Origin of the sequence: Paenibacillus sp. FSL H3-0321 (assembly GCF_038002865.1) — a bacterium.
In the GTDB taxonomy this organism is placed as follows: domain Bacteria; phylum Bacillota; class Bacilli; order Paenibacillales; family Paenibacillaceae; genus Paenibacillus_AQ.
Genome location: NZ_JBBODH010000001.1, coordinates 2,506,488 through 2,530,182 on the forward strand (window position 1 = coordinate 2,506,488; position 23,695 = coordinate 2,530,182).

21 protein-coding genes are annotated in these 23,695 nt (G+C 50.2%); 4 read left to right on the forward strand and 17 right to left on the reverse strand.

From position 1 onward, the window contains the following. Positions 1-6: 6 nt before the first annotated feature. The 7 genes from aspS to MHI45_RS11055 form a co-directional block, all read right to left on the reverse strand. Positions 7-1,785 carry an aspartate--tRNA ligase gene (aspS, locus tag MHI45_RS11025; RefSeq protein WP_076109154.1) on the reverse strand — a complete coding sequence of 593 codons (1,779 nt, stop codon included), beginning with the start codon at positions 1,783-1,785 and terminating at the stop codon, positions 7-9. 100 nt (positions 1,786-1,885) lie between these two features. Then, entirely contained in the window at positions 1,886-3,139 is a 1,254-nt protein-coding gene (gene hisS / locus MHI45_RS11030) for a histidine--tRNA ligase (RefSeq protein ID WP_340896893.1), read from the reverse strand. A gap of 807 nt (positions 3,140-3,946) precedes the next feature. Next, positions 3,947-4,396: a hypothetical protein gene (locus MHI45_RS11035; RefSeq protein WP_038595583.1), complete on the reverse strand. Its 450-nt coding sequence runs from the start codon at positions 4,394-4,396 to the stop codon at positions 3,947-3,949. Positions 4,397-4,446: 50 nt separating this feature from the next. Then, on the reverse strand, positions 4,447-4,953 hold the full coding sequence (locus tag MHI45_RS11040; protein WP_076109157.1) for a type 1 glutamine amidotransferase domain-containing protein: 507 nt from the start codon (positions 4,951-4,953) through the stop codon (positions 4,447-4,449). Between the two features lie 158 nt (positions 4,954-5,111). Continuing rightward, positions 5,112-5,267 (reverse strand): hypothetical protein, encoded by a 156-nt coding sequence (locus MHI45_RS11045; protein WP_156130950.1) that lies wholly within the window; start codon positions 5,265-5,267, stop codon positions 5,112-5,114. A 181-nt stretch (positions 5,268-5,448) separates the two neighbouring features. Then, entirely contained in the window at positions 5,449-5,892 is a 444-nt protein-coding gene (gene dtd, locus MHI45_RS11050; RefSeq protein WP_076109158.1) for a D-aminoacyl-tRNA deacylase, read from the reverse strand. A 21-nt stretch (positions 5,893-5,913) separates the two neighbouring features. After that, positions 5,914-8,094, reverse strand: coding sequence for a RelA/SpoT family protein (locus MHI45_RS11055; RefSeq protein WP_038595588.1), 2,181 nt, complete (start codon positions 8,092-8,094; stop codon positions 5,914-5,916). Between the two features lie 340 nt (positions 8,095-8,434). Between MHI45_RS11055 and uraA the strand changes: the two genes are divergently transcribed. Then, positions 8,435-9,745 carry a uracil permease gene (gene uraA, locus MHI45_RS11060; protein WP_340896892.1) on the forward strand — a complete coding sequence of 437 codons (1,311 nt, stop codon included), beginning with the start codon at positions 8,435-8,437 and terminating at the stop codon, positions 9,743-9,745. Between the two features lie 376 nt (positions 9,746-10,121). Here uraA and MHI45_RS11065 read toward each other — a convergent pair whose 3' ends face one another. The 6 genes from MHI45_RS11065 to MHI45_RS11090 form a co-directional block, all read right to left on the reverse strand. Then, positions 10,122-10,640 carry an adenine phosphoribosyltransferase gene (locus tag MHI45_RS11065; RefSeq protein ID WP_038600521.1) on the reverse strand — a complete coding sequence of 173 codons (519 nt, stop codon included), beginning with the start codon at positions 10,638-10,640 and terminating at the stop codon, positions 10,122-10,124. A gap of 93 nt (positions 10,641-10,733) precedes the next feature. Next, positions 10,734-13,136 (reverse strand): single-stranded-DNA-specific exonuclease RecJ, encoded by a 2,403-nt coding sequence (gene recJ / locus MHI45_RS11070; protein WP_340896891.1) that lies wholly within the window; start codon positions 13,134-13,136, stop codon positions 10,734-10,736. Between the two features lie 29 nt (positions 13,137-13,165). Next, positions 13,166-14,128 carry a cation diffusion facilitator family transporter gene (locus MHI45_RS11075; protein WP_076109161.1) on the reverse strand — a complete coding sequence of 321 codons (963 nt, stop codon included), beginning with the start codon at positions 14,126-14,128 and terminating at the stop codon, positions 13,166-13,168. A gap of 117 nt (positions 14,129-14,245) precedes the next feature. Then, positions 14,246-15,148, reverse strand: coding sequence for a protein translocase subunit SecF (gene secF / locus MHI45_RS11080; RefSeq protein WP_052092263.1), 903 nt, complete (start codon positions 15,146-15,148; stop codon positions 14,246-14,248). Further along, the gene (gene secD / locus MHI45_RS11085) at positions 15,138-16,391 is read right to left on the reverse strand and encodes a protein translocase subunit SecD (RefSeq protein WP_076109162.1); all 1,254 of its coding nucleotides are present in this window, start codon (positions 16,389-16,391) and stop codon (positions 15,138-15,140) included. Before secD ends, secF begins: the two co-directional genes overlap by 11 nt. A 215-nt stretch (positions 16,392-16,606) precedes the next feature. Continuing rightward, positions 16,607-16,858, reverse strand: coding sequence for a post-transcriptional regulator (locus MHI45_RS11090; protein WP_038595596.1), 252 nt, complete (start codon positions 16,856-16,858; stop codon positions 16,607-16,609). Between the two features lie 224 nt (positions 16,859-17,082). On the opposite strand from MHI45_RS11090, the gene spoVB reads away from it, so the two are divergent. Then, positions 17,083-18,687: a stage V sporulation protein B gene (gene spoVB, locus MHI45_RS11095; protein ID WP_076109163.1), complete on the forward strand. Its 1,605-nt coding sequence runs from the start codon at positions 17,083-17,085 to the stop codon at positions 18,685-18,687. A 7-nt stretch (positions 18,688-18,694) separates the two neighbouring features. On the opposite strand, the gene MHI45_RS11100 is transcribed toward spoVB, so the two are convergent. Further along, positions 18,695-19,459 carry a DUF421 domain-containing protein gene (locus MHI45_RS11100; RefSeq protein WP_076109164.1) on the reverse strand — a complete coding sequence of 255 codons (765 nt, stop codon included), beginning with the start codon at positions 19,457-19,459 and terminating at the stop codon, positions 18,695-18,697. A 228-nt stretch (positions 19,460-19,687) separates the two neighbouring features. Here MHI45_RS11100 and MHI45_RS11105 point away from each other — a divergent pair, with 228 nt between their 5' ends. Together MHI45_RS11105 and MHI45_RS11110 are read left to right on the forward strand one after the other, a co-directional pair. Then, positions 19,688-20,080: a TIGR04086 family membrane protein gene (locus tag MHI45_RS11105; protein WP_076109165.1), complete on the forward strand. Its 393-nt coding sequence runs from the start codon at positions 19,688-19,690 to the stop codon at positions 20,078-20,080. Between the two features lie 96 nt (positions 20,081-20,176). Next, positions 20,177-21,016, forward strand: a complete 840-nt coding sequence (locus MHI45_RS11110) for a phosphatase PAP2 family protein (RefSeq protein ID WP_256718018.1) — start codon at positions 20,177-20,179, stop codon at positions 21,014-21,016. Positions 21,017-21,127: 111 nt separating this feature from the next. Here MHI45_RS11110 and yajC read toward each other — a convergent pair whose 3' ends face one another. Genes yajC through queA form a run of 3 tightly spaced genes read right to left on the reverse strand, consistent with a single transcriptional unit; the run spans position 21,128 to position 23,692 of the window. Further along, complete coding sequence (gene yajC, locus MHI45_RS11115) at positions 21,128-21,445, reverse strand: preprotein translocase subunit YajC (RefSeq protein WP_076109166.1); 318 nt, start codon at positions 21,443-21,445, stop codon at positions 21,128-21,130. Between the two features lie 60 nt (positions 21,446-21,505). Next, positions 21,506-22,642 carry a tRNA guanosine(34) transglycosylase Tgt gene (gene tgt, locus MHI45_RS11120; protein ID WP_076109167.1) on the reverse strand — a complete coding sequence of 379 codons (1,137 nt, stop codon included), beginning with the start codon at positions 22,640-22,642 and terminating at the stop codon, positions 21,506-21,508. 21 nt (positions 22,643-22,663) lie between these two features. Next, a complete protein-coding gene (gene queA, locus MHI45_RS11125; RefSeq protein WP_076109168.1) occupies positions 22,664-23,692 on the reverse strand; it encodes a tRNA preQ1(34) S-adenosylmethionine ribosyltransferase-isomerase QueA in 1,029 nt (342 codons plus the stop codon). Between the last annotated feature and the right edge of the window lie 3 nt (positions 23,693-23,695).

Genomic DNA, 23,695 nt, shown 5'->3' on the forward strand with positions numbered 1-23,695 from the left:
TTAGATTTAGTTCTTTACCTTCTCCGGCTTCGGAGCCAGCTTGATGTGCAGCTGTTCCAATTGTATTGCATCTACCGGTGCCGGTGCATCCATCAGCAGGTCAGTCGCACTTGCCGTCTTAGGGAAGGCAATGGTTTCGCGCAGGTTGGTGCGGCCGGCAAGCAGCATTACGAGACGGTCGAAACCAAAGGCAATCCCGCCGTGCGGAGGTGTGCCGTATTCAAATGCATCCAGCAGGTAGCCGAATTTCTCGTAAGCGACCTCCGTTGAGAAGCCGAGTGCATCGAACATTTTTTCCTGTACCTCACGTTTGTAAATACGCTGGGAACCGCCGCCTACCTCGTAGCCGTTAAGCACGATATCGTAAGCCTGGGCACGGATAGCACCCGGATCAGTCTCAAAGAGGTGCAGGTCTTCATCCATCGGACGTGTGAACGGATGATGTTCTGCCACATAACGTTTCTGGTCTTCGTCGTAGCTAAGCAGCGGGAATTCAGTAACCCATGCGAACTTGAACACATTGTCGTCAATCAGGCCGAGCTGGCGTCCGATCTTCAGGCGAAGCGCACCCAGTACATCGGCTACCACTTTTTTGTTATCAGCAGAGAAGAGCAGCAAGTCACCTTCTTCGGCACCGGTACGTTCCTTCACGGCAGCAATCTCTTCCTCGGTGAAGAACTTCACGATAGGCCCCTTGAATTCGCCATCCTTCACTTGAATCCAGGCAAGTCCTTTAGCTCCGTAACGCGCGGCATAAGGTCCAAGATCGTCGATCTCTTTACGGGTCCAGGTACCGCAGCCTTTGGCGTTGAGGCATTTTACTTCTCCGCCTTTTTCGATCACAGAGGCGAATACTTTGACGCCGCTGCTGGCCACGATGTCATTCATTTCAACCAGCTCCAGGCCAAAACGCAGGTCCGGCTTATCCGAGCCGTATTTGCCGATGGCTTCGGCATAAGTCAAACGCTGAAACGGCAGGGCAATTTCGACGCCGATCGTTTCTTTAAGCAGGCGCTGCATCAGGGTCTCCATCATCGACAGCAGATCATCCTGCGGCATGAAGGAGGTCTCGATGTCGACCTGGGTGAATTCCGGCTGGCGGTCAGCACGCAAATCTTCATCACGGAAGCAGCGGGCAATTTGATAATAGCGCTCAATACCGCCGACCATCAGCAGCTGCTTGTAGATTTGCGGCGATTGCGGAAGTCCAAAGAACTCGCCTTCATGCACCCGGCTCGGCACCAAATAATCACGGGCGCCTTCAGGTGAACTTCTGGTCAGGATTGGTGTTTCGATATCAATAAAACCTTCGTTATCCAGGAAGTCGCGGAAGATCTTCGCCGATTTGGAACGAAGCAGCATCGTTTTGTACATCTCCGGACGACGCAGGTCGAGATAGCGGTATTTCATCCGCAAGGATTCATCCACTTCCACACCGTCTTCGATGAAGAACGGCGGCGTTTTCGCGGCATTGAGTACTTCAATATCCGTAATCTGCACTTCAATCTCTCCTGTAGGCAGGTTGCGGTTAATGGTTTCTTCGTCTCGCTTAACCACTTTCCCCGTAACAGCGAGCACATACTCACTGCGCACTTTATCTGCAATTTGCAGCGCTTCGCCGGAATAGTCGGGATTGAAAACGATCTGTACGATTCCGCTGCGGTCGCGAAGATCAATAAAAAGTACGCCCCCAAGGTCGCGGCGGGTCTGCACCCATCCGTTCAGAGTTACGGTCTGGCCGATATGCTCCGGCGTCAATTGTCCACAGTGATGGCTTCTAGTCATAATATATTCTACCCCTTCATGGTTAAAAGTAACTGCGCTTATATGAATCAGTGAGACCTTCTTCCTCTTGCAACAATACAATTACTTCATGCCAAGCTGTCTAGTCCAGCGACTGTCCCAGCTCTTCCAGCTTGACGGTCCGCTGCTCGCCCGTAGCCATCGATTTCAGGGCAATGACGCCGCTGTTCAGCTCATCTTCACCGAGAATCGCTGTGTACCGCGCCGACATGCGGTCGGCCGATTTCATCTGCGCCTTCATCTTGCGGCCCAGATAATCCCGTTCTGCAGAAAAGCCAAGACTGCGCAGAATGAACAATTGTTTCGTAATCTCCAGATCGGCCGCTTCGCCAAGTGCCACGAAGTACACATCCAGCGGCTTCACCGTCTCCAGCTCTACCCCTTGATTCTCCAGAATCAGCAGGATCCGCTCCAGCCCGATGCCAAAACCGATGCCCGGCTGATCCGGACCGCCGATTTCCTCCACCAGACCGTTGTAACGGCCGCCGCCGCCGACCGTATCGATAGATCCGATGCCGGCTGCTTTATATTCAAACGCTGTATGCGTGTAATAATCCAGTCCGCGTACCAGACGGGGATTAATGCTGTACTCCACACCCATGATATCCAAATGCATTTTGACCTTCTCAAAATGAGTTGTGCATTCTTCATCCAGGCTATCCAGAATGGAAGGCGCACCGCCGAATTTGTCCTGGTCGACCTTGCAATCCAGCACCCGCAAGGGGTTGCGGTCCATCCGCCGCTGGCAGTCGCTGCAAAGGTTGTCCCTCATCGGTCTCAGGAAATCCAGCAGCTTCTCCCGGTACGCCGCACGGCTAGGTACGTTGCCCACGGAGTTCAGCTCTACCCTTACATCCCTCAGTCCCAGATCCTTATAGAACTGGTACCCTAGGGAAATCACTTCCGCATCAATCGCCGGATCCACTGCTCCAAATGCCTCGATGCCGAATTGGTGAAACTGGCGGTATCTTCCCGCCTGCGGACGCTCATAACGGAACATGGGACCGATATAATACAGCTTGCTTACATCCGGCTCACCGTAAAGCTTGTTCTGAACGTAAGCACGGACCACACCGGCCGTTCCTTCCGGACGAAGTGCCAGATCGCGGTCGCCCTTATCCTTGAAGGTGTACATCTCGCCTTCCACAATGTCCGTGGTTTCCCCTACACCGCGTTCGAACAGCGCAGTGTGCTCGAACATAGGAGTGCGGATCTCCCGGTAATTGAACCGGCGGCAAAGATCCCTGGCCTTCCCTTCAACATACTGCCATTTCTCAACCGCACCCGGAAGCACATCCTGCGTGCCTGTCGGTTTCTCGAATCTTTCTTTAGCCACAGCCTATCCCTCCTGAAAATAACCCCTCTTGCCTGTCTGTTTGTCAACTTCTAAAAAAAACAAAAAATCCCTCGCCCTGTTTATAACAAACAGGGACGAGGGATTATTATCAACCTAATAATACACCCGTGGTACCACCCACATTCCGAATCCATGCAACTGCCTGAATCCGCTCTAAGCGGTTAACGCCCGCCTACGCGCAATCGGCTACTGACTCCCGGCAATCTTCATTGCCTGCTTTCGCCGTGCGTTCTCGGGGAGGTCATTCATCCGTTCATCAACAGAATCCTTGCAGCCGGGCGGAAACGGTAAGCTCATCCTACGGTAGGACGATATCCATCTCTGCGGGGGATTCCTCTCTGGGGTTGTGGGGTACGGATTACTTGGTCCCGTCATCAAAACTATATGACAATCTGTATATTGTTAGATTCTACTGAACCACTGCGCTAAAGTCAAGGAATCCAATAAAAAAAGCTATTACAAAAAAAGTGACCTGCAGCCGATTGCTGCAGGTCCATCATCATATATTATAAAAAAGGGGGTCATGCTTCTATTATAAACACGCTATATTAAGGAATCATGAATGTAATATTACGGTTGTATTACAGAAAAGAAAGCGTTTTATAAATCCGGACAATCCCCTACTGAAACACAAGGACTACTTTACACTACAACATAATTCCCTGTCCAGAGAAATAAAAGAAATATTACTGTTCTTGGATTTTAAAAAGCTCCGCCAATCCCTGAAACGGATCGGCGGAGCTGTAGTTTCGCAACTATTCATCTGCGAGAGAGCGTGCTCTCTTTTTAATCAAAGATTTCCACGTAGGCACGCTTCCGGCGCAGCGCCTCGATAACCTCATCCTGTTTGCCGTCAGCCACCTTAACTTCCATGACATAACGAAGATCATCCAAATCCCTGTCGTCAAATTCAGCATGATTCCGGACATCACCCGCACTGCGGTTATCCAAATCATCAGGACCGTCGTTCACATCGATTGCCGGTACAATAGGTGCACCGGCAATCGGGCCGGAGCCTGCAACCGCACCCGTAGCGCCAAATGCGCCTCCGGTCATCGCGGAGTTGTTATAAGGAACCAAGGGAATCAGGATATTATTTCTGTAATTCCCGTCTGTTTTTAAAGGATCCGTCAGCGGAGATACTTCCAGATTATCCACTCCGTAAGGAATCAATGCCGTCTTAGCGCCTTCTGCTTCATCTTCTGTTCTGAAATAAGCCTGGATTCTTCTACTCATTGTCGTTCCCTCCTTGGATTGTTGTTTAGATTTTGGGGGCCAAGCTTTTATTACAACACCTTCAACAGCTCACGCACAAATGCGGGCTCATCTTTTGGTGTGCGTGAAGTAATGTAATTGCCGTCCACGACGACCTCTTCATCCTTAAATTCCGCTCCTGCGTTAACCACATCATCCTTAAGGGGCGGGTAGGATGTCACCGTGCGGCCTTGCAGCAAGTCTGCACTGATCAGGATTTGCGGTCCGTGGCAGATGGAGGCAATCGGCTTGCCTGTTCCACTTACTTCCTTCACAAAGCTCAGGATATCAGGATCGAGCCGTAAATTTTCCGGGGACGAGCCTCCGGGAATAACCACAGCGTCATAGTCTGCTGCTTTCACCTCGCTGATGGCTTTATCAGCTGCATAGGACACGCTGCCTTTTTTGCCGAGCAAGGTTTCGTTTTTCTTCAGACCGATGATCTCCGCCTGATGCCCTGCTTTTATGACTTCATCGTAAGGTACCTTCATTTCGGAATCTTCAAAACCGTTGGCGAGCAGAAATGCAACTTTACTCATGAGATTAATTCTCCTCTCCACTTTTCTGTTCTCGTCTTCTTATTACCCTTATTGCAGCGCTTTCTAACGAAGTGCAGCTGCTTACCTTTCTTTTCATCCCTTTACGCTATAAAAAGAGTTACGCCCAATATGCCAAAAACCGCAGCCTCCCAAGCATTTCAAGTGCGCGGCAGGAGGCTGCGGCTTCTTCCTTTCAACACGTCAGTCTCTTGTTGCTCCACGGTCCCTTTGGCCGCCGCAGCGGCTTCTGCAGAACTTCCGGCCGCATATGCCGGCAAGACGCTCCATACCCATGCTTTCTGTGATTGTCTCATGCTGGACTCCCTGTTCCTCGGTGAATTATGACTCTCCCTTAGTTTATCCAGCCCAGAACCCGCCTATCCGCAGGGAAAAAGTAAAGGATGCCGCATAGGGTCCTTGGAACGGAACCCCACGCGGCATCCTTGATGCACGTAAACAACTTAAATTTTGCCAAAGCGGCAATTAACTTCGCAGCTAACCCCGGCTGTCCAGAATCAGGGTGACCGGGCCCCAATTGGTCAGTGATACATCCATCATTGCGCCGAACACGCCTGTTTCCACCGTAAGTCCGCCATTTCTCAGCTCATGGTTGAAATAGTCGTAAAGCCGCTCTGCCTCAGCGGGTGCTGCGGCAGCCATAAAGTTGGGGCGCCGGCCTTTACGGCAATCTCCATACAGCGTAAACTGCGACACGGACAAGATTGCTCCGCCGGTCTCGGTGACGCTGAAGTTCATTTTGCCAGATTCATCTTCAAAAATGCGCAATCCGGCGATCTTGTCGGCCAAATATTTAGCATCCTTCTCCGTATCCTCATGAGTAACGCCGACAAGCAGCATCAGGCCTTGGCCTACAGCTCCAGTGATTGTCCCATCCACGGTAACTTTTGCTTCCTTGCAGCGCTGCACGACCACTCTCATTGGTGCGTTCCACTCCTTGCCTTATTGCATAATGCGGTTAACCGTATATACATCCTTGACCCGTTTCACCCGATCGACCACTGACTGCAAATGGTCTGTATTGCGGATAAGGATCGTCATATGAATCATCGCCATCTTGTTCTTGTCGGAGCGTCCGGTGACCGCAGAAATGTTAGTCTTACTCTCTGACACCGCCTGCAGCACTTCATTGAGCAGGCCGTTGCGGTCATGGCCGGTAATCTCAATATCAACACTGTAGTTGGCTTCCATACTGCCTTCCCATTCCACTTCAATCACACGTGCTGACTCTTCCCCGTCACCATCGCCCGGAATGTTCGGACAGTCCTCGCGGTGGACGGAAACACCGCGTCCGCGCGTCACATAACCGATAATGTCATCGCCGGGGACCGGATTGCAACATCGTGCAAAACGGACCAGCAGATTATCAATTCCTTTTACACGCACTCCGTTGGTTGGCTGATTCCGTTTCTCTCCGCTGGACTTAATCTCCTTCATCTCAGAAGTAAGCTCCAGATGCCCAGCGGCCTCTTCCTGATCCTTGCGCAGCTTCTCCGTAAGCTTGGAGGCGATCTGCGCCGCAGTAATCCCCCCGAAACCGACTGCCGAGAGCATATCTTCCAAATCGCCAAAAGCGAATTTCTTCGATACTTCAGTCAGCTTATCTTCCGTAAGCCAATCCGATACTTCAACATTGAGGCGCTTCAGCTCGCGTTCGATCGCTTCACGGCCTTTTTCAACATTCTCCTCGCGTTTCTCCTTCTTAAACCATTGCTTGATCTTGCTCCGTGCATGCGAGGATTGTGCGATCTTCAACCAGTCTCGGCTGGGACCATACGAATTCTTCGAGGTCAGGATCTCCACGATATCCCCGGTCTTCAGCTTGTGATCCAGCGGGACGATCCGCCCGTTCACCTTGGAGCCGATAGTCCGGTTACCTACCTCCGTATGGATACGGAAGGCAAAATCAAGCGGAACGGAACCTGCCGGCAGCTCCACAACCTCACCCTTCGGGGTAAATACGAAGACAAGGTCGGAGAAAAAATCCATTTTGAGCGATTCCACAAACTCTTCCGCATCCTTGGCTTCATGCTGCAGTTCCAGAATTTCGCGGAAAAACGGCATCCGGTTCTCCGGATTGACGTTATTGCTGTTTCCTTCTTTATAAGCCCAGTGGGCGGCAATCCCGAACTCGGCGGTGCGGTGCATCTCCCAGGTACGGATCTGCACTTCCGTTGGCTCTCCGCCTGGACCCACTACCGTCGTATGCAGCGATTGGTACATGTTCGCTTTGGGCATGGCTATATAATCCTTGAAACGTCCGGGCATCGGCTTCCAAAGAGTATGAATAATCCCTAATGTGGCATAACAATCCTTAATGTTGTCGACGATAATGCGGATAGCGAGCAGATCATAGATTTCGTTAAACTGCTTGTTTTTGGTGCTCATTTTGTTATAGACACTGTAAATATGCTTAGGACGTCCCGAGAGATCGCCTTCAATGCCCATTTCATCGAGTTTGGCACGAATGCGGCCGATTACGCTCTCAATGAACATTTCGCGTTCCGCCCGTTTTTTATGCACCAAATTGGCAATACGGTAGTATTGCTGCGGATTCAGGTAACGGAGAGCGATATCCTCCATTTCCCATTTAATCGCCGATATCCCCAAACGGTCTGCAATGGGACAGAAAATCTCCAGCGTTTCATAAGAAATGCGGCGCTGGCTTTCTTCTGACTGGTACTTCAGTGTCCGCATATTATGCAGACGATCCGCCAGCTTGATCACAATGACGCGGATATCCTGAGCCATAGCAATGAACATTTTGCGGTAATTCTCGTTCTGCTGCTCTTCCTTGGAACGGAAACGGATGCGTTCCAGCTTCGTCAGACCATCCACCAGCATGGCACAGGTATCGCCAAAATTCTCGCGGATCTGCTCCAGTGACACCGTTGTATCTTCTACGACATCATGCAGCAGCGCTGCAATAATGGATATGACATCCATCTGCATATTCACGACAATATCTGCGACCGCGAGCGGATGCAGAATGTATGGCTCCCCCGATTTCCGAACCTGCCCGTGATGAGCCTGATCGGCAAATTCATAAGCTTCCCGGATGCGGAGAAGATCTTTTTCTTTTATATAGGCGCTAGCCTTTTCAATTAATTGCTCTATGCCCATTCTCGTCGTATCCGTTTCCTTTCTATAAAGAAAAATTCCGTAATGGAGTTTATCTATTTAATGAATGAACCCGCAAGGTGTGTCCGGTTTGCAGGGTTATCAGCTCTTCCAGGCTGCACTACACGCAGTTTAAAGTTGTTTATAATTATGACGCTTACGATGGATTACGTCAACACTTGCCATAGTGTGGCATTCCTGCAGGCTTAGGCCTCAAAGAATGGGCAATTTCGTGGCATCTGTAAAATTGTTGTTGTAAAAAGTCGCCGTACTATTTAATCTAGTAAAAGCGGTTTTCCGCGACCTAACCTAAAACCACATAAAGAAAGAGAAGTGAACTCCATTGCAACGCGAATTTCAAGTTAATGAGAAACTCCCTTGGGGCCCGGGATTTCTGCTAAGTCTTCAGCATTTATTCGCCATGTTCGGCAGCACGGTGCTTGTCCCCAACCTGTTTGGGGTAGACCCTGGCATGATCCTGTTGATGAACGGTATCGGCACATTGCTTTACATCCTGATTACCCGCGGCAAAATCCCGGCTTATCTTGGATCAAGCTTTGCCTTTATCTCACCGGTACTCAGCGTGCTTACCAAAAACGAGAGCGATCATATGCATGGATATTCGCTTGTACTAGGAGCGTTTATTGTTACCGGTATTATCTTTATTCTCGTCGCTTTAGTCGTCCGTTATGCCGGTACAGGCTGGATTGATGTGGTATTCCCTCCGGCGGTTATGGGCGCAATCGTAGCAACTATCGGACTGGAACTGGTACCGGTTGCTGCACGTATGGCCGGACTGATCGCTCCTGAAGGTGTAAGTGCTGCCGACTGGACACCGGACGGAAGCGCAATTACGCTGTCTATGGTAACGCTGGGTGTAACGGTTATTGGTGCAGTACTCTTCCGGGGCTTCCCCAAAATCATTCATATTCTGATCGGGATTGTTACCGGTTATGTGCTGGCCTATATTATGCACAAGGTTAACACGGGCGCCATTTCCGAAGCTCAGTTCCTCTCCCACCCGACGATCGTCACCCCATCCTTTGACTGGGAAGTAATCTTCACCATTATTCCTGTATCCCTTGTCGTTATCGTTGAACACATCGGCCACTTGCTCGTAACCAGCAACATTGTCGGCAAAGATCTGGCGAAAGATCCTGGTCTTGACCGCTCGCTGATGGGGAACGGGATTTCCACCGTCCTCTCCGGATTCATGGGTTCTACTCCTAATACTACTTACGGCGAGAACATCGGTGTTATGGCCTTAACCAAAGTGTATTCGGTGTATGTGATCGGCGGAGCAGCTGTCATTGCCATTCTGCTCTCGTTCTCCGGCACCTTCTCTTCTATCATTGCCAATATCCCCGCACCGGTAATGGGCGGAGTCTCCCTCTTGCTGTTCGGGGTTATCGCGGCTTCCGGTTTGCGGATCTTTGTAGAGCAGAAGGTCGACTTCTCCAAAGCAACCAATATGATTCTGGCTACCTTGGTGCTTGTTGTCGGCATCAGCGGCATCTCCCTGAACATGGGCAAAGTGGAGCTTAAAGGAATGGCGCTGGCTACGATTGTTGGTATGGTTCTGTCTCTGCTCTTCAAGCTGTTCGAGGTTCTTGGCTGGTCAAACGAGCAGGAAGAAGAGAAATCCGCCCATTAGACCCCGAATACTTATATATGAAGAAAACGGATGCTCATCTGCTTCAGGATGGCATCCGTTTATAGTAAATGTACAGATTGATTTAAGCTGTCCCCATTTGGGCGAGGACGTAGCTACGGTGAATATTTGGACTTCCGGCCGCTGTTGTCCCCAGATTTCTTGATTGTACCCGCTATATGCGGTGGAAATCCGGTGACAAAGGCGGTCGCTATCGCTCCTACAGTTCCAAATTTCCCCTCCGCTACTTTTGCCCTTTTGTGTAGTTATCAAGTCATTCTATATAAAACGAATCAATTATATTAATAAAAGCGGATCGCTGTCTTCATTCGACAGCGATCCGCTTTTTATTTCCCGGGAAAAGTTATCCCGTTTGAAATTAGTCTTCGTAAGTCATCAGGGATATCACTTCAATATCCGAAAGTTTGTTGCGTCCGGCAAGCTCTACCAGTTCGATGAGGAAAGCAGCGCCGACAACTTTGCCGCCGAGCTGTTCCACCAGACTAACTGATGTGGCAATGGTACCGCCGGTAGCCAGCAAGTCATCAGCAATCAGCACCTTTTGTCCCGGCTTGATGGCATCGGTATGAACGGCCAGTTTATCCTTGCCGTATTCCAGATCATAACCCACTTCAATGGTTTCGTAAGGAAGTTTGCCACTCTTGCGAATCGGTACAAATCCGACCCCCAGCGCGTAAGCCAGCGGTGCGCCGACTACAAAACCGCGCGCCTCAGGACCGGCAATTACGTCAATCTGCAGATGTGACACAAGCGCTTTAAGCTCATCAATCGCCTGGCGGTATTTGTCGCCGTCTTTAAGCAATGTAGTAATATCTTTAAAGCTGATTCCCACTTGCGGAAAATCCGGAATCACACGAATACTGTCTTTTAAATCCAACATGATCATCTCCTAAAGGTTGTGAGCAGTTCACTCACTGAATTCTCTTCAAACAAACTTGCTTCGGAAGCAAAGCCTCCAATCCATTCCGCCCTAGGATGCTCCTAAACGGCGGGACAGCATCCATTCCTGCAGCTCGCTGAGGCTGCTTTCCATGAAATATTGCTCCATTTCCGCAGTCTCACCCAGTCTGACAAAATGCCTGGAGGCCGTAAGACTCTTCGCCGCAGGCTGGGTAACAAAGGTAATAGTCCCGTTGCTGCGCTTGATAAATTCAAGTTCCTCAAACACCTCAAGCATCTTGCCCAGCATGCGCACACTGAGTGAAGACTGGCGGCTAAGCCGCAGCAGCACCTCATGCTCCGGTGTCGCCGCATCAGCAATCGAAGCCAGCAATTTATATAACGACTTGAAATGATCACGTGTCGGTATTTGCAGCCGGTCACGGCCGTCCCGAATGGAGTGCAGCAATGCGATATTCTCAGCTTGTGGAAAAGCAGCAAGCACCGCATCCAGCTGCTCTGGTGTTCCCGGCATGTCCAGCAGGCAAAGCAGGGAAACCTTGCCTTCACCAGTATCGGCTTGTCCTTGATTCAGCACGGAGATCCCAGCATTCTCATCATATACCCAAAGCGACATGCCTTTCAATTGATTCAGCGGCGTCATGCGGCTGTTGTGAAACACAGCTGCAGCGCTGAAGGAAGTTCCGCTGCTGTATTGCAGCAGCAGCTCTTTGAGGGTGGCCGCCTGCTTCACTGCATCAGCAGTCCCGCGCAAATCCAGCAGCTGCGCATTCGGGACTGCCAAATCCTGCAGCATCAGCTGAGGTTTGCGCGAGCCGTTCCATTCATTCACCGAAAGCTCCGCCAGGACATCAATCATAGTGCCACCTGGCAGCAATTGGGCTAACGCACCTTTGCCGAAGGCTACCGCCTCAATCGTATGCTTGCCTTGCTGCAAGACCAGCTTGAGATGTTTGCCATCCTGCCCCATCTTTCGGGTCTCCTTCACCGCAGCTCCGCGAACAATAAACTTGGGCAGCGGATTGGCCATCCCGAAGGGAGCCAGCCTGTCCAAATCCAGTGCGGCCTGCAGCGTTAAATCAGAGATCGCCGTTTCACCGTCCGCAGCGGTCACAGGCATGAAAAGTTCCGGCTGCAGAACGGAGGCTGCAAACTCATTAAGCGCAGCCGCGAAGGCTTCCAGCTTATCTCGATGCAGGCTCATCCCTGCTGCAGCTGGATGGCCTCCGAAATGATCCATCAGCCCGGCGCAGGAAGAAAGCGCCGCATAAATATCCAAACCGGGAATCGAGCGGGCAGAACCTTTGCACATCCCGGTTTCGGGGTGAACATCCAGTATAATCACCGGACGGTAATACCTATCCAGCAGCTTAGAGGCCACAATACCCACCACGCCGACATTCCAGCCTTGATCAGCAAGAACAATAATGTCCGGCAGTGTTCCCTCTGCGGTCTGCTGCTCAAATTTAGCGGTGGCTTCCGTGACGATTCTTTCCACGACCAGCTGACGCTCTTTGTTAAGAAGATCCAGTTCTCCGGCAAGCTGTTCAGCTTCCCCGGAATTTGTGGTCGTGAGTAAAGCCACAGCACGGCCTGCGTGATCCAGCCGTCCGCTGGCATTAATGCGCGGCGCCATGCCAAAGGCAATATTTACAGCGCTTACTGTACTCATCGTTACAGCACTAACATCAAGCAAGGCCCGGATCCCCGGAAAAGGTGAGTGCCGCATACTGGAGAGTCCTCTGCGCACTAGACTGCGGTTCTCACCGAGCAGCGGCATAAGATCGGCAACTGTACCAATGGCAGCGATCTCGCTCCATTCCTCCGGCACCTCGTCCCCAAGCATGGCTTCGGCCAACTTGTAGGCAACCCCTACACCCGCCAAACCCTTGAAAGGATAAGGACAGTCAGGAAGCTTGGGATTAATCAGTGCAAAGGCCTCCGGCAGCAGTTCAGGCGGCTCGTGATGATCTGTTACGATCACATCGATTCCAAGCTCTGTCGCATAAGCGATCTGATGATAAGCGCTAATTCCGGTGTCTACGGTAATAACCAGCGATACTCCCTGCTGTACCGCCCAGTCCAGCGCATGATTGTGCAGCCCATAGCCTTCATTTGAACGATGGGGAATATAAATGTCAAAGGATGCCCCCAGATAACGCAGCAGGTAGATCATCAGCGCGGTGCTGGACACTCCATCCGCATCATAATCACCGTACACGAGAATATGTTCTTCTTCTTGCAATGCTTTTTTGATCCGTGGAACCGCTTCGGCCATTCCCTTCAACAGGAACGGATCATGTCTATCCTCCGCGCCTCCATCCATGAATTGCAAAGCATCAGCAGCCGTCCCCAAACCTCTGGTTACCAGCAGTGATGAAAGGAGCGGAGAAATAGAAAGGCTCCGGGCCAATTCCTCTACTGCAATGGGATCGGCTGCCGGAGAATGCCATCTTGTTTTTGAATGAAGCAATTAAGTTCACCTTTCTCTCACCCTGCGAACTACTGGAGCAGCGTAGGACTATCGTTGTCCACGAGCTCATAGTTGCTTTTGTAAGGATAACCCGGATCATAAGGCACAACATCCATATGAACCTCGCCCACATGGACAAAACGGTGCTGCAGCAGCTTCCTGGCGCATTCCGAAATATCCTGGGCTTCTGTCACGGTAATCCGCGGGTTAACGCTGATTTTAACTTGGAGGTTCACGTAACGCCCCTGCTCAAGTGCTTTTAAATACTCTACACGAATAACACCATGCACCCGTTCCACGGTTTCAATAAAGCTGGCCGTCTCCGCGGAAGGAAGTTCCTGATCCCTCTGGGCCAATACAGAAGTCGTAATCAGCGAATACCCTTTGCGGATAATTAGCGCGCTGGTTAGAAGAGCGGCAATCGGGTCCATATACAGCAGAGGATTCCAGTTGAGATATCCTCCGGCAAACGACCCGGCAATCCCGACAAATACGGTAATTGAAGTATATAAACTGAAGCGGTGGTTATCCGCGTATGCGGCATGGCTGCCATCGCCAATTTTCTTAAAATAACGATATTGATATTGAAAGATAGCCTCTTTAAACGCGATGGAGATCAGGACGGTAACAATCGCCGCCTCTCCAGTGGGTGATAAATGTCCCCGGGTTAAATCGCGAATTGCCGAGAAGGCAATTTGCAGCCCGCCCATTAGAATAAGAACTGAAAAAAGGATCGCGACAACCGGTTCCTTATTACGTTGCCCTTTCTGGGTACGTTCTGTTTCTTTATTCCTCTTAACCAGTTCTGAGCGCCACGGAAGAGTATCCGCCAGCTTGGCTGCAGCGTCTGCTCCGGAATATAAAGCATCACCCAGCAAGGCTTTGCTGCCGGAGAAATAGCCAACACTTCCTTTAGCCAAAGCCAATGCAACATCGCTGACGATTCCGGTCCAGGCAACCGTCTCACTTTGCGGTGATTGTTTGTCATTCATAACGAGGCCTCCTTGCCGGGTAGCGAGTAATCTCATGATGATTGAAGTTTGCTCATTCCACTCCAAAGATTCGAAAAGCCGCGTCGCCTTTGACGCGGCTTTTCGGGACAGGAAATTTTAAGCTTTGGCCGGATTGTTCTTCACTGGAGTCTTCTGGCGCTTCTTCAGCAGCAGCCAGAGCGGACTCGCGATAAAGATCGAGGAATAGGCTCCGAAGAGCAAACCGATAACCATCGCAAGTGAGAACATTTTGATGGACTCTCCGCCAAGGATAAGCAGGAAGAATGCAGCAATAAATACCGTAAACGCTGTGTAGAGGGAACGCATCAGGGTTTGGCTTACACTTTTGTTCACCAGTCCCTTAAGGTCCTCATACGTCTTCTGCTTGCCGAAGCGCAAATTCTCGCGAATCCGGTCAAAGATAACGATGGTATCATTGATGGAATAACCGATAATGGTCAGCACTGCGACAATGAAGGTCAAATCCACCTCCAGGCGGAAAATCGAGAAGATCGCAACAACCATAAACGCATCATGTGCCAACGCTACAATCGCAGCCAGGGCAAAACGCCATTCAAAGCGGATACTTACATAAATGATAATCCCCAGACAGGAAATCAGCACAGAATAGATCGCATTACGCGCCAGCTCTTTGGCCATTTCTGTATCCACCGTGTTAATTTCGAAGGAAGCTTTATCATCAATCTTGCTAATTGCAGCCTGCAGCTGCTCGCTCTGTTCCTCTTTAAGAACCTCATCATAACGGATATTCACCCGTTTCTCACCAATCGTGATGCTTGGTTCATGGGAGAGGCCCAGACCGCTGAGCGCAGGATTTAGTTCTTCCTGTGTAATCGTCTTGGACAGCGCCACGTCAACATTGGAGCCGGCCTTGAAATCAACGCTGTAGTTCAGTCCAAGAAAGCCCAGGAACACTAAGCCGAGTATCGTAAGGACAATAGAAAAGATATAGAAAAACTTACTCAAATGTACAAAATCAAGTTCTTTCTTAAAGCGCACGGATGTCACTCTCCTTTACCCCAAATTGCTTCGGCTTTTTCAGAACGCCGGCTTTGACCAGTGTACTGAGCAGCCAGTGGGCAAAATAGAGGTTCGTTACGATACTGAGCACAATTTCCACAATCAGTATCAGAGCAAAGCCTTTAACCGCACCCGTACCAAATGCGAACATAACGGCCGCTACGATAATAGTCGTCACATTGGCGTCCATAACGGTCCGGAAAGAGGTTTTATTCCCCGCTTTGACGGAAGACAATATGCTCTTCCCGCTGCGCATTTCTTCTCTTATCCGTTCGTTGGTAATGATATTGGCGTCAACTGCCATCCCTATACCGAGAATGAACGCGGCAATACCAGGAAGTGTCAAAGTAAAGTCAGCAACGACAAATACCAGAATCAGCAGCCATGTGTGCAGGATGAGCGCGAAGCTGGCCAGCACACCCGGTAAGCGGTACATGCCGATCATAAAGATCAAGATAATCAGGGAACCCACAAGTCCCGCTCTGATCGTTTGATCAAGGGATTGCTTGCCCAAGGTAGCGCCTACGCTTTGCGAATATTTCTCTGTCAGCTTCAGCGGCAGGGCACCGAGGTTAATCGTATCGGCCAGTTCACGTGCCTGATCTATAGTGTAACCTCCGGAAATCGAAGCTTTCCCATCCGTAAGTACTGCTCTTACCGTTGGCGGAGCGGATAACAAATTTTCGTCAAGATAAATAGCAAGTTCTTTACCTAGCAGGCGCTTGGTAATTTCCGCGAATTTATCCTTATCCTTAACAGTAATCCCGATCTCAGGCTGGTTCAAGTTGTTGCGTTGAACCTCAGCAGCATTCTCAACAAAGTCACTGCCCACGAGTTCTATCTTGCTGTAAACCCCGGGAGCATCGCCTTCGGCAGCACTGCGGAAGGTCAGAACCGCTGGTTCCTTCATCTTCTTACGCACCTCAGCCTCGTCGGTAACGCCCGCAATTTTCAGACGGATGCGGTCAGTTCCCTCAGTAGTTACTTCAGGTTCGCTTGTTCCAAGCGCATTGGCACGTTTCTCCAGACTTTCCGCTGTTTTCTGCAGCGAGGCACGGGTTAGTTCTCCTCCTGTTTCCATGGGCTCCGCGTGATACAGAATCTCGAAGCCGCCCTTCAGGTCAAGCCCCAGCCGAACCTTGTCCAATAGTCCGGGAGTACTAAATGCCATGACGCCTGTTAAAACGAGCACGGTAATGATAAAGCTCAAAAGTCTCTTCATGCTCTTGCTAGTTCCCCTTTCATTACTCAATATTCCTATTATAGCTACGTGCGAAATCACCGTCAATTCGTGGAGGAACGACGGTGTTATACTCACACAAAGAAACGGCCGGCTCTGCCCAAGGCAAGCCATCCGTTTGATAGGAAAAGCAAAATTGGTCTTCTCTTACTTTACTGCTTCCTATAGCCATTTGCAAAAGAAAATCGTTCCTTGTATCAGTTTAATCCCCGATAAGCGGCAATCGTTAAATAATTCATATAACTAGTGGCCTTCAAGGAATAGATATCGTTCACAAGCTTGTGCAGGGGAGGGTTGCCCTCCTTGGCATAGTTGCGGCTGATGCAATCCCAGATATCCTTGCCTGTTACATACTCATAGCCGAGGAGTCGGAATTCCTCCGCTTTGCTGCGGCACATGGCTTCGATATCTTCACCAAGCTCATCATCACTCCACTCTATCGATTCCACGTGTTGACACCTCCAAAGTTCGCTCGCTTTCGCATGTTACTTTTTAGTATTCGACCAGACTCCCCCGCTTTCCTTCTTCCGGGTTAAAACTTGTCATTTCCAAAGCTTGTCATGGAGTAGACAGGGTACCGCATATCAATATACAAGCCTACATCCACAAGCTTACCTTTTGGACAGACAGGAACGCCAGCGTTTTATTTCAATTCGGGAAGAAGGAGTGCCCTTTGAGTAATCTAAGGAAACAAAGTTTTATCCAAGGAACGCTTATACTGCTTGCTGCAGGCATTATTAACCGGATGCTTGGATTTATTCCGCGCATTGCATTACCTCGTATTGTCGGTGCTGAAGGCGTCGGGCTGTATCAGCTGGGTTATCCCTTTTTCATCGTGCTGATCACTGTAATCACTGGAGGGATTCCGCTGGCCATCGCCAAAATGGTAGCTGAGGCAGAGGGGGAGAACCGTCCTGAAGAGTCACGCCGTATTCTGCATACCGGACTTACCCTCAGTCTGGCGCTCGGCATCTTGTTCACCCTGGTCGCCCTGTTCAGCGCCTCATGGGTATCCAATGTGCTCCTAACGGACAGTCGTGTGTATTATACATTTGTCAGCATGACGCCGATGATCTCTATCGTTGCCGTATCTTCCATATACCGGGGCTACTTTCAGGGCAGGCAGAACATGATTCCTTCCGCACTCTCCTCCGTTCTGGAGTCAGTAATCCGCATTATCTTTATGCTGTGGTTCTCTTGGCTGCTGCTTCCGAAGGGTATTGCCTTTGCTGCGGCAGGAGCAATGCTGGGGGTGACCGTTGGTGAAATCGTCGGCATGCTGGTGCTGCTATGGCAATATTATTACATCCTAAAAAAGGACAAGAAGGATCTTCCTGACCCTGCAACCGCGGAAAATGACATTCCAGATCCGGTTATCCCTGAACCTTCAGCGGGCAAGCAAACTTCTGTACTGAAACGTCTGCTAGGCATTGCTGTTCCCGTCACGGCCGGAAGGCTCGTCGGCTCTTTTTCCTATCTTCTGGAATCAATTATTACCGCTCGCAGTCTGGCACTTGCCGGAATTGCCACCGCAGCTGCAACCGCGCAGTACGGCTCCTTACAAGGGATGGTTATTCCACTGCTGCTGCTGCCGGGAGTGCTCAGCTCTTCCCTTGCTGTTTCGCTCGTTCCTTCCTTGTCAGAGGCGGCAGCGCGCCATGATATGGCAACCATTCATAAAAGAATGCATCAGGCCCTGAGGCTCGCTATGGTAACCGGAGCCCCCTTTGCTGCAATTATGTATATCCTTGCCGTACCGCTATGTACGCTGATGTACGGCAATGCGGACACCGCTCCGATGCTGCGGATGATGGCGCCTTTTGCACTCTTCCTCTATGTCCAAGCACCGTTGCAGGCTGCTCTTCAAGCTATGGACCGCCCCGGGAGGGCGCTTATTAATACACTGGTTGGTGCGGTGATCAAAATCCTGCTCATTCTCATTTTGGCCTCACAGCCCGAATACGGGATTTATGGCGCAATTATCGCAATTATCGTTAACAGCATTTTTGTAACTTTACTGCACGGCTTCAGTGTGGTTAAGCTGATTAAATTGTCGATTAGAGTTTCCGATCCACTCAAAACCTTGACCGCGGTGATTATCATGGCCGCTGGCATGTCTTACATCTATACCTCTGTGCCCATCGCCGATGCCCAGTGGCTGCAATTTTTACTTTCTGCCGCCTGCGGTATGGCACTCTACCTGGGAATATGCCTGCTTTCAGGCCTGATCTCTGTACGCGACCTGGACCGTGTGCCGTTCTTCAAACGCCGGCGTTAACCATACTCTATCTGGAGCGCTGGCGGTCTACATAAATTTCACCCTTGTGATCAATCGAGCACAGAAAAACATCGCGGAAATCAGATACGCCCTTTTGGCGGATTTGGGTTCTCAGCCAAAATCTTGTTTTCCCGATCAGCTCCAGATTGGTATCCTGCACCTTCCCGTCCATAATGAGCGGAATCGGCAGGCCTTCATACCTGATTTTATGCTTCGGCAGCTTAACGCCGCCGGAACTGTCACCACCACCGTTGCCCTGTTCATTCTGTTCGGCATTAGAGCTGCTGTTTCCCGATTGGTTGGATGACGACACACCCCTATTCTTCTCAATGACGGTAAGCTGGCCGCTGGTTTCCAGAATGGCAAACTCCACATCAGCGGGACTGTCGATGTTCTGTCCCCGCAGCTGCAGCAGCAAATCATCAAGGTTGTATCTTTGCCTGCGCATTTCCTCCCGGTGTATTTTGCCATCTGAGATCAGCACGCTGGGCTTGCCGTCAATCAGCAGCCGCAGCTTTCTGTTCTTAAGGCTGAACTGGGCCACAAGCACCTGAATGAGTACCAAGGTTGCCATGGGTACGATTCCGTCATAAACTGGCCGTTCGATGTCATCAATGACAAACACCGCAATTTCAGCAATCATGATCGAAATCGTTAAATCGAATACAGACAGCTTGCCAATTTCCCGTTTCCCCATTATCCGCATGCTCAGGAAAATGAAGATATACATCAGCACGGTCAGAAAGATATGGGTAGTAATATGCTGGAACATATTCTCTTCGCTCCCCCTTCCGCTTCTCGCCCGGGCAGTTTGCCTTACGGGCGGATTAATGTACCCCTATTCTGGCCTCCCTGCTAAGGGAACATTCGGAAATGGTCTTATTAATTAATGGTAAATGAGCAGGCTTTGCCATTCTTGTACTATTGGGGCAAGCCTCCCCATACAATGAATAATAGTTAACTTAAGGTGATCGTCAAAAAACATTTAGGAGGTTTTACCATGTACTTCATTCGGCGCCTGTTCTCGTGGAGAATAACGAGTCCTGTATTATCCGGTTTATGCCGATCCTTCCTGTGGATGCTGCTGGGCGCGTTTGTCCTCTCACTTTTGCTGTGGGGCAGCGGTCTGAAGGAACAGGATCTTACAACGTATACCTACATCGTACACGGCATCGCCGCAGCATTCGGCGGACTGACGGCAGGACGCAGGGCAACCAGTAAGGGCTGGTATCAAGGATCACTTACGGGGGGATTTTACGGAATCATTGTGCTCCTGGTCGGATTTTTGGCGCTTGATAGTGCCCCTGCAGGCATTGATGCTTTGTGGGTTATAGCTGCTGCGGCAATCGGAGCGCTCGGCGGAATGTTTGGAGTTAATTTACAAAAAAACTAAATTATTAGAATCCATAAAATTTGAAACCATTCTCTTAAAAATATGTTACACTGGTTTCATCTGAATTCGTAAGAGCTTGAGGAGGCTTCGATAGCTTTGCTTTACCAATCCATGAACCATGTTGTTTTGTACACCGTTGTAATAGTAATTCTGCTGATTTGGATCAGCACCCGGCGCAACCCTTTTATGGCCTTTGTAGAACTCGGAAAGGAACTGCTGCACTCCTATAAATTTCTGTTGGTTATTATCGGAATGATCAGTGTTCTCCTTCTGAATAAATATGAGCTGCAGATCGAGCAGAACATGCATCTGGCATCTGATTATACTTCTGTATTCTTTGGACTTGAAGGACATTTTGTCCAGACGCTGCAGCAAATATTCTACGCTCCCTGGCTTACACCTATTGTCGTTTTCTTCTATATCTTTATGCTCCAAGCCGTGCTGGCTGCTTCACTCGGAGTCTATTTGCTGGAGAAGAACCGCCTGATGCTGTATGCCACCTGCTACACGGTCATTCTGATTTACACAGTCGCCATTCCGTTCTTTTTATATTTTCCAATCAACGAAGTTTGGTCCTATGCTCCGGCAGGTGTAAGATTCATCATGTTGGATGTCTTTCCAAACTTTGAACAGGAATACCGGCCGCTCTCCGGTCTAAACAACTGTTTCCCTAGTCTGCACACGGCCATCGCTGTAGCTACGGCGCTGCTCGCCTTTCGGTCAGGGAACAACCGCTGGAAGATCATCTCGACGATTTCAGCAGTAGCTATTGTGTTCGGAATCTTCTATCTCGGCATTCATTGGCTGATTGATATGCTGGGCGGCACTCTGCTGGCCGTTGTGTCCACCTCTGTTGCAGTACAGCTGGCCAAGCTGACACTCCGCAGTGAGGAAACATCACTTCCAGTACGAAGCCGTGCCACAGATGCCCGTTAATTTCCTCAATTGCCTCAGGGTGATGAATACGAGATTTATGTGATAGCATGCCAAAAAGCGGCGTTCTCCCGGAGGAGATACGCCGCTTTTTATGTAAGTTGTAAAGAAATACTACTCCTTACCTTCCGTCTCCAGTGCCACAGCATGGCTGATAGAGCCCCGGTCAAAGGTTAAACGGGTCACATCATTAACGCGCAAAACGACGATGTCGTCGGAAATCTCCATGATCGTCCCGTGAAGGCCACCAATAGTGACTACCTTATCGCCCTTCTTCAAGGCTTTCAACATTCCGTTACGTGCTTTAGTTTTCTTCTGCTGCGGACGAATGAGCAAGAAATAGAACACCACAAACATAAGTACAAACGGGCCTACGAGACCTAAAATGCTGCCGGTCCCCCCTTGATTTGCTGCAAATTGAAAATGTAACATATCCTTTCCCCCCTTTCGATATGCATTAAAGCACAATCCAGTTCTTCTGTTACAGGCGTACTAGAAGCCTTTGAGATTATCATACAATCCGTATTGTGCAAAAAACTCATCGCGAAAATCAAGCAGCCGATCCTCTCTGATGGCTTCACGCACTTTACGCATCAAATCCAGCAGGAAGTGTAAGTTATGGTATGTCGTTAACCGCAAGCCGAAAGTTTCGTCGGCTTTGATCAAATGGCGCAAATACGCCCGGGAATAATTCCGGCAGGTATAGCAACTGCATTCCGGATCAAGCGGCCCGAAATCACGTGCATACTGTGCGTTGCGTACAACGAGTCTTCCCTGACTGGTCATTGTCGTTCCGTTACGGGCAATGCGGGTAGGCAGAACACAGTCGAACATGTCCACTCCGCGGATTGACCCTTCAAGCAGCGCATCCGGTGAACCGACACCCATTAAATAGCGCGGTTTCCCTTGCGGCAGCAGCGGAACAGTATAATCCAGCACTTCATACATTAGCTGCTTGGACTCTCCGACGCTGAGCCCCCCAATAGCATACCCCGGGAAATCCATGGAAGTCAAATCAGCCGCGCTCTGGCGGCGCAAATCCTCATGCATGCCTCCCTGTACAATAGCGAACAACCCCTGATCCTCGGGACGGGCATGGCTTTTGAGACATCTTTCTGCCCAGCGGGAGGTACGTTCCAATGACTTTTTGACGTAATCATATTCTGCCGGGAAAGGCGGGCATTCATCAAATGCCATCATGATATCGGAGCCAAGTGCGTTCTGAACCTCCATCGCCACTTCCGGCGAAAGGAATTTCTTGTCTCCATTAAGATGGGAGCGGAAATGTACGCCTTCCTCGGTAATTTTGCGCATATCGCTCAGTGAGAATACCTGGAATCCACCGCTGTCCGTCAGAATCGGCCGGTCCCAGTTCATAAACTTGTGCAGACCGCCGGCCTCACGGATAATGTCATGGCCAGGCCGCAGAAATAAATGGTATGTGTTGCTCAAAATAATATGAGCGTCCATTTCTTTCAGTTCTTCAGGACTCATGGTCTTGACTGTAGCTTGTGTGCCAACAGGCATAAAGGCAGGTGTCTCGATGACACCATGCGGGGTATGGACTCTGCCGAGCCGGGCTCCGGACTGCTTGCAGGTCTTAATGTGTTCATAAGTTATTGCTGCCATTTGTTTAACCCTTCCTCTTGCTTAATAAATAAACATCGCATCGCCAAAGCTGAAAAAGCGGTATTGCTGCGCTATCGCTTCCTCATAGGCGGCGAGAATCTGTTCACGTCCTGCTAAAGCGCTCACCAGCATAACCAAAGTGGACTTTGGCAGGTGAAAGTTCGTAATCAATGCGTTAACAACTGTGAATGCGTATCCGGGGTAAATGAAGATATCCGTCCACCCGCTGCATTCTTCAATCTGTCCGCCCTGGAACTTATTGCCCACAGTCTCCAGAGTCCGGCAGGAGGTTGTACCGACAGCGATAATACGGCCGCCTTTTGCTCTCGCATCATTCAGAAGCTCTGCAGTTTGCCGGGACAGCTCGAAATACTCGGCATGCATGACATGCTCTTCAACCTTCTCTACTGACATCGGGCGGAATGTGCCAAGTCCAACGTGAAGTGTAATATAAGCAATATTTACACCTTTGGCGGCAATACGCTCCAGCAGTTCCTTTGTAAAATGCAGTCCTGCCGTCGGTGCCGCTGCTGAGCCTTCATGCCGGGCATATACCGTCTGATACCGTTCCCGGTCATCGAGTGTTTCCTTAATATAGGGTGGAAGGGGCATCGTTCCCAGTCTGTCCAGAATCTCCTGAAAGATTCCTTCATACATGAAGCGCAATGTCCGGCCGCCCATATCGGCCTCGTCTTCGATCACCGCACGGAGTTCATCGCTGAAAATAATGACCGCACCGGTCTTCAGCTTCTTGCCAGGCTTCACCAGCGCTTCCCACCGGTCCTCTCCCAGATTCTTCAGGAGCAGCACTTCCGCCTTGGCTCCGGTGTCTTCCTTGATCCCAAACAGTCTGGCAGGAATAACGCGTGTATCATTCAGAACAAGCGTATCCCCCGGCTGAAACTGCTCCAGTATATCGGTAAAATGCCGATGAGCAAGCTCTCCGTTCTCCTTGTTTACCAGCAGCAGCCTTGAGGCACTACGGTCAGAAAGTGGAGTCTGGGCAATCAGCTCCTCCGGCAAATGAAAATCATAATCGTCTACATTCATGGT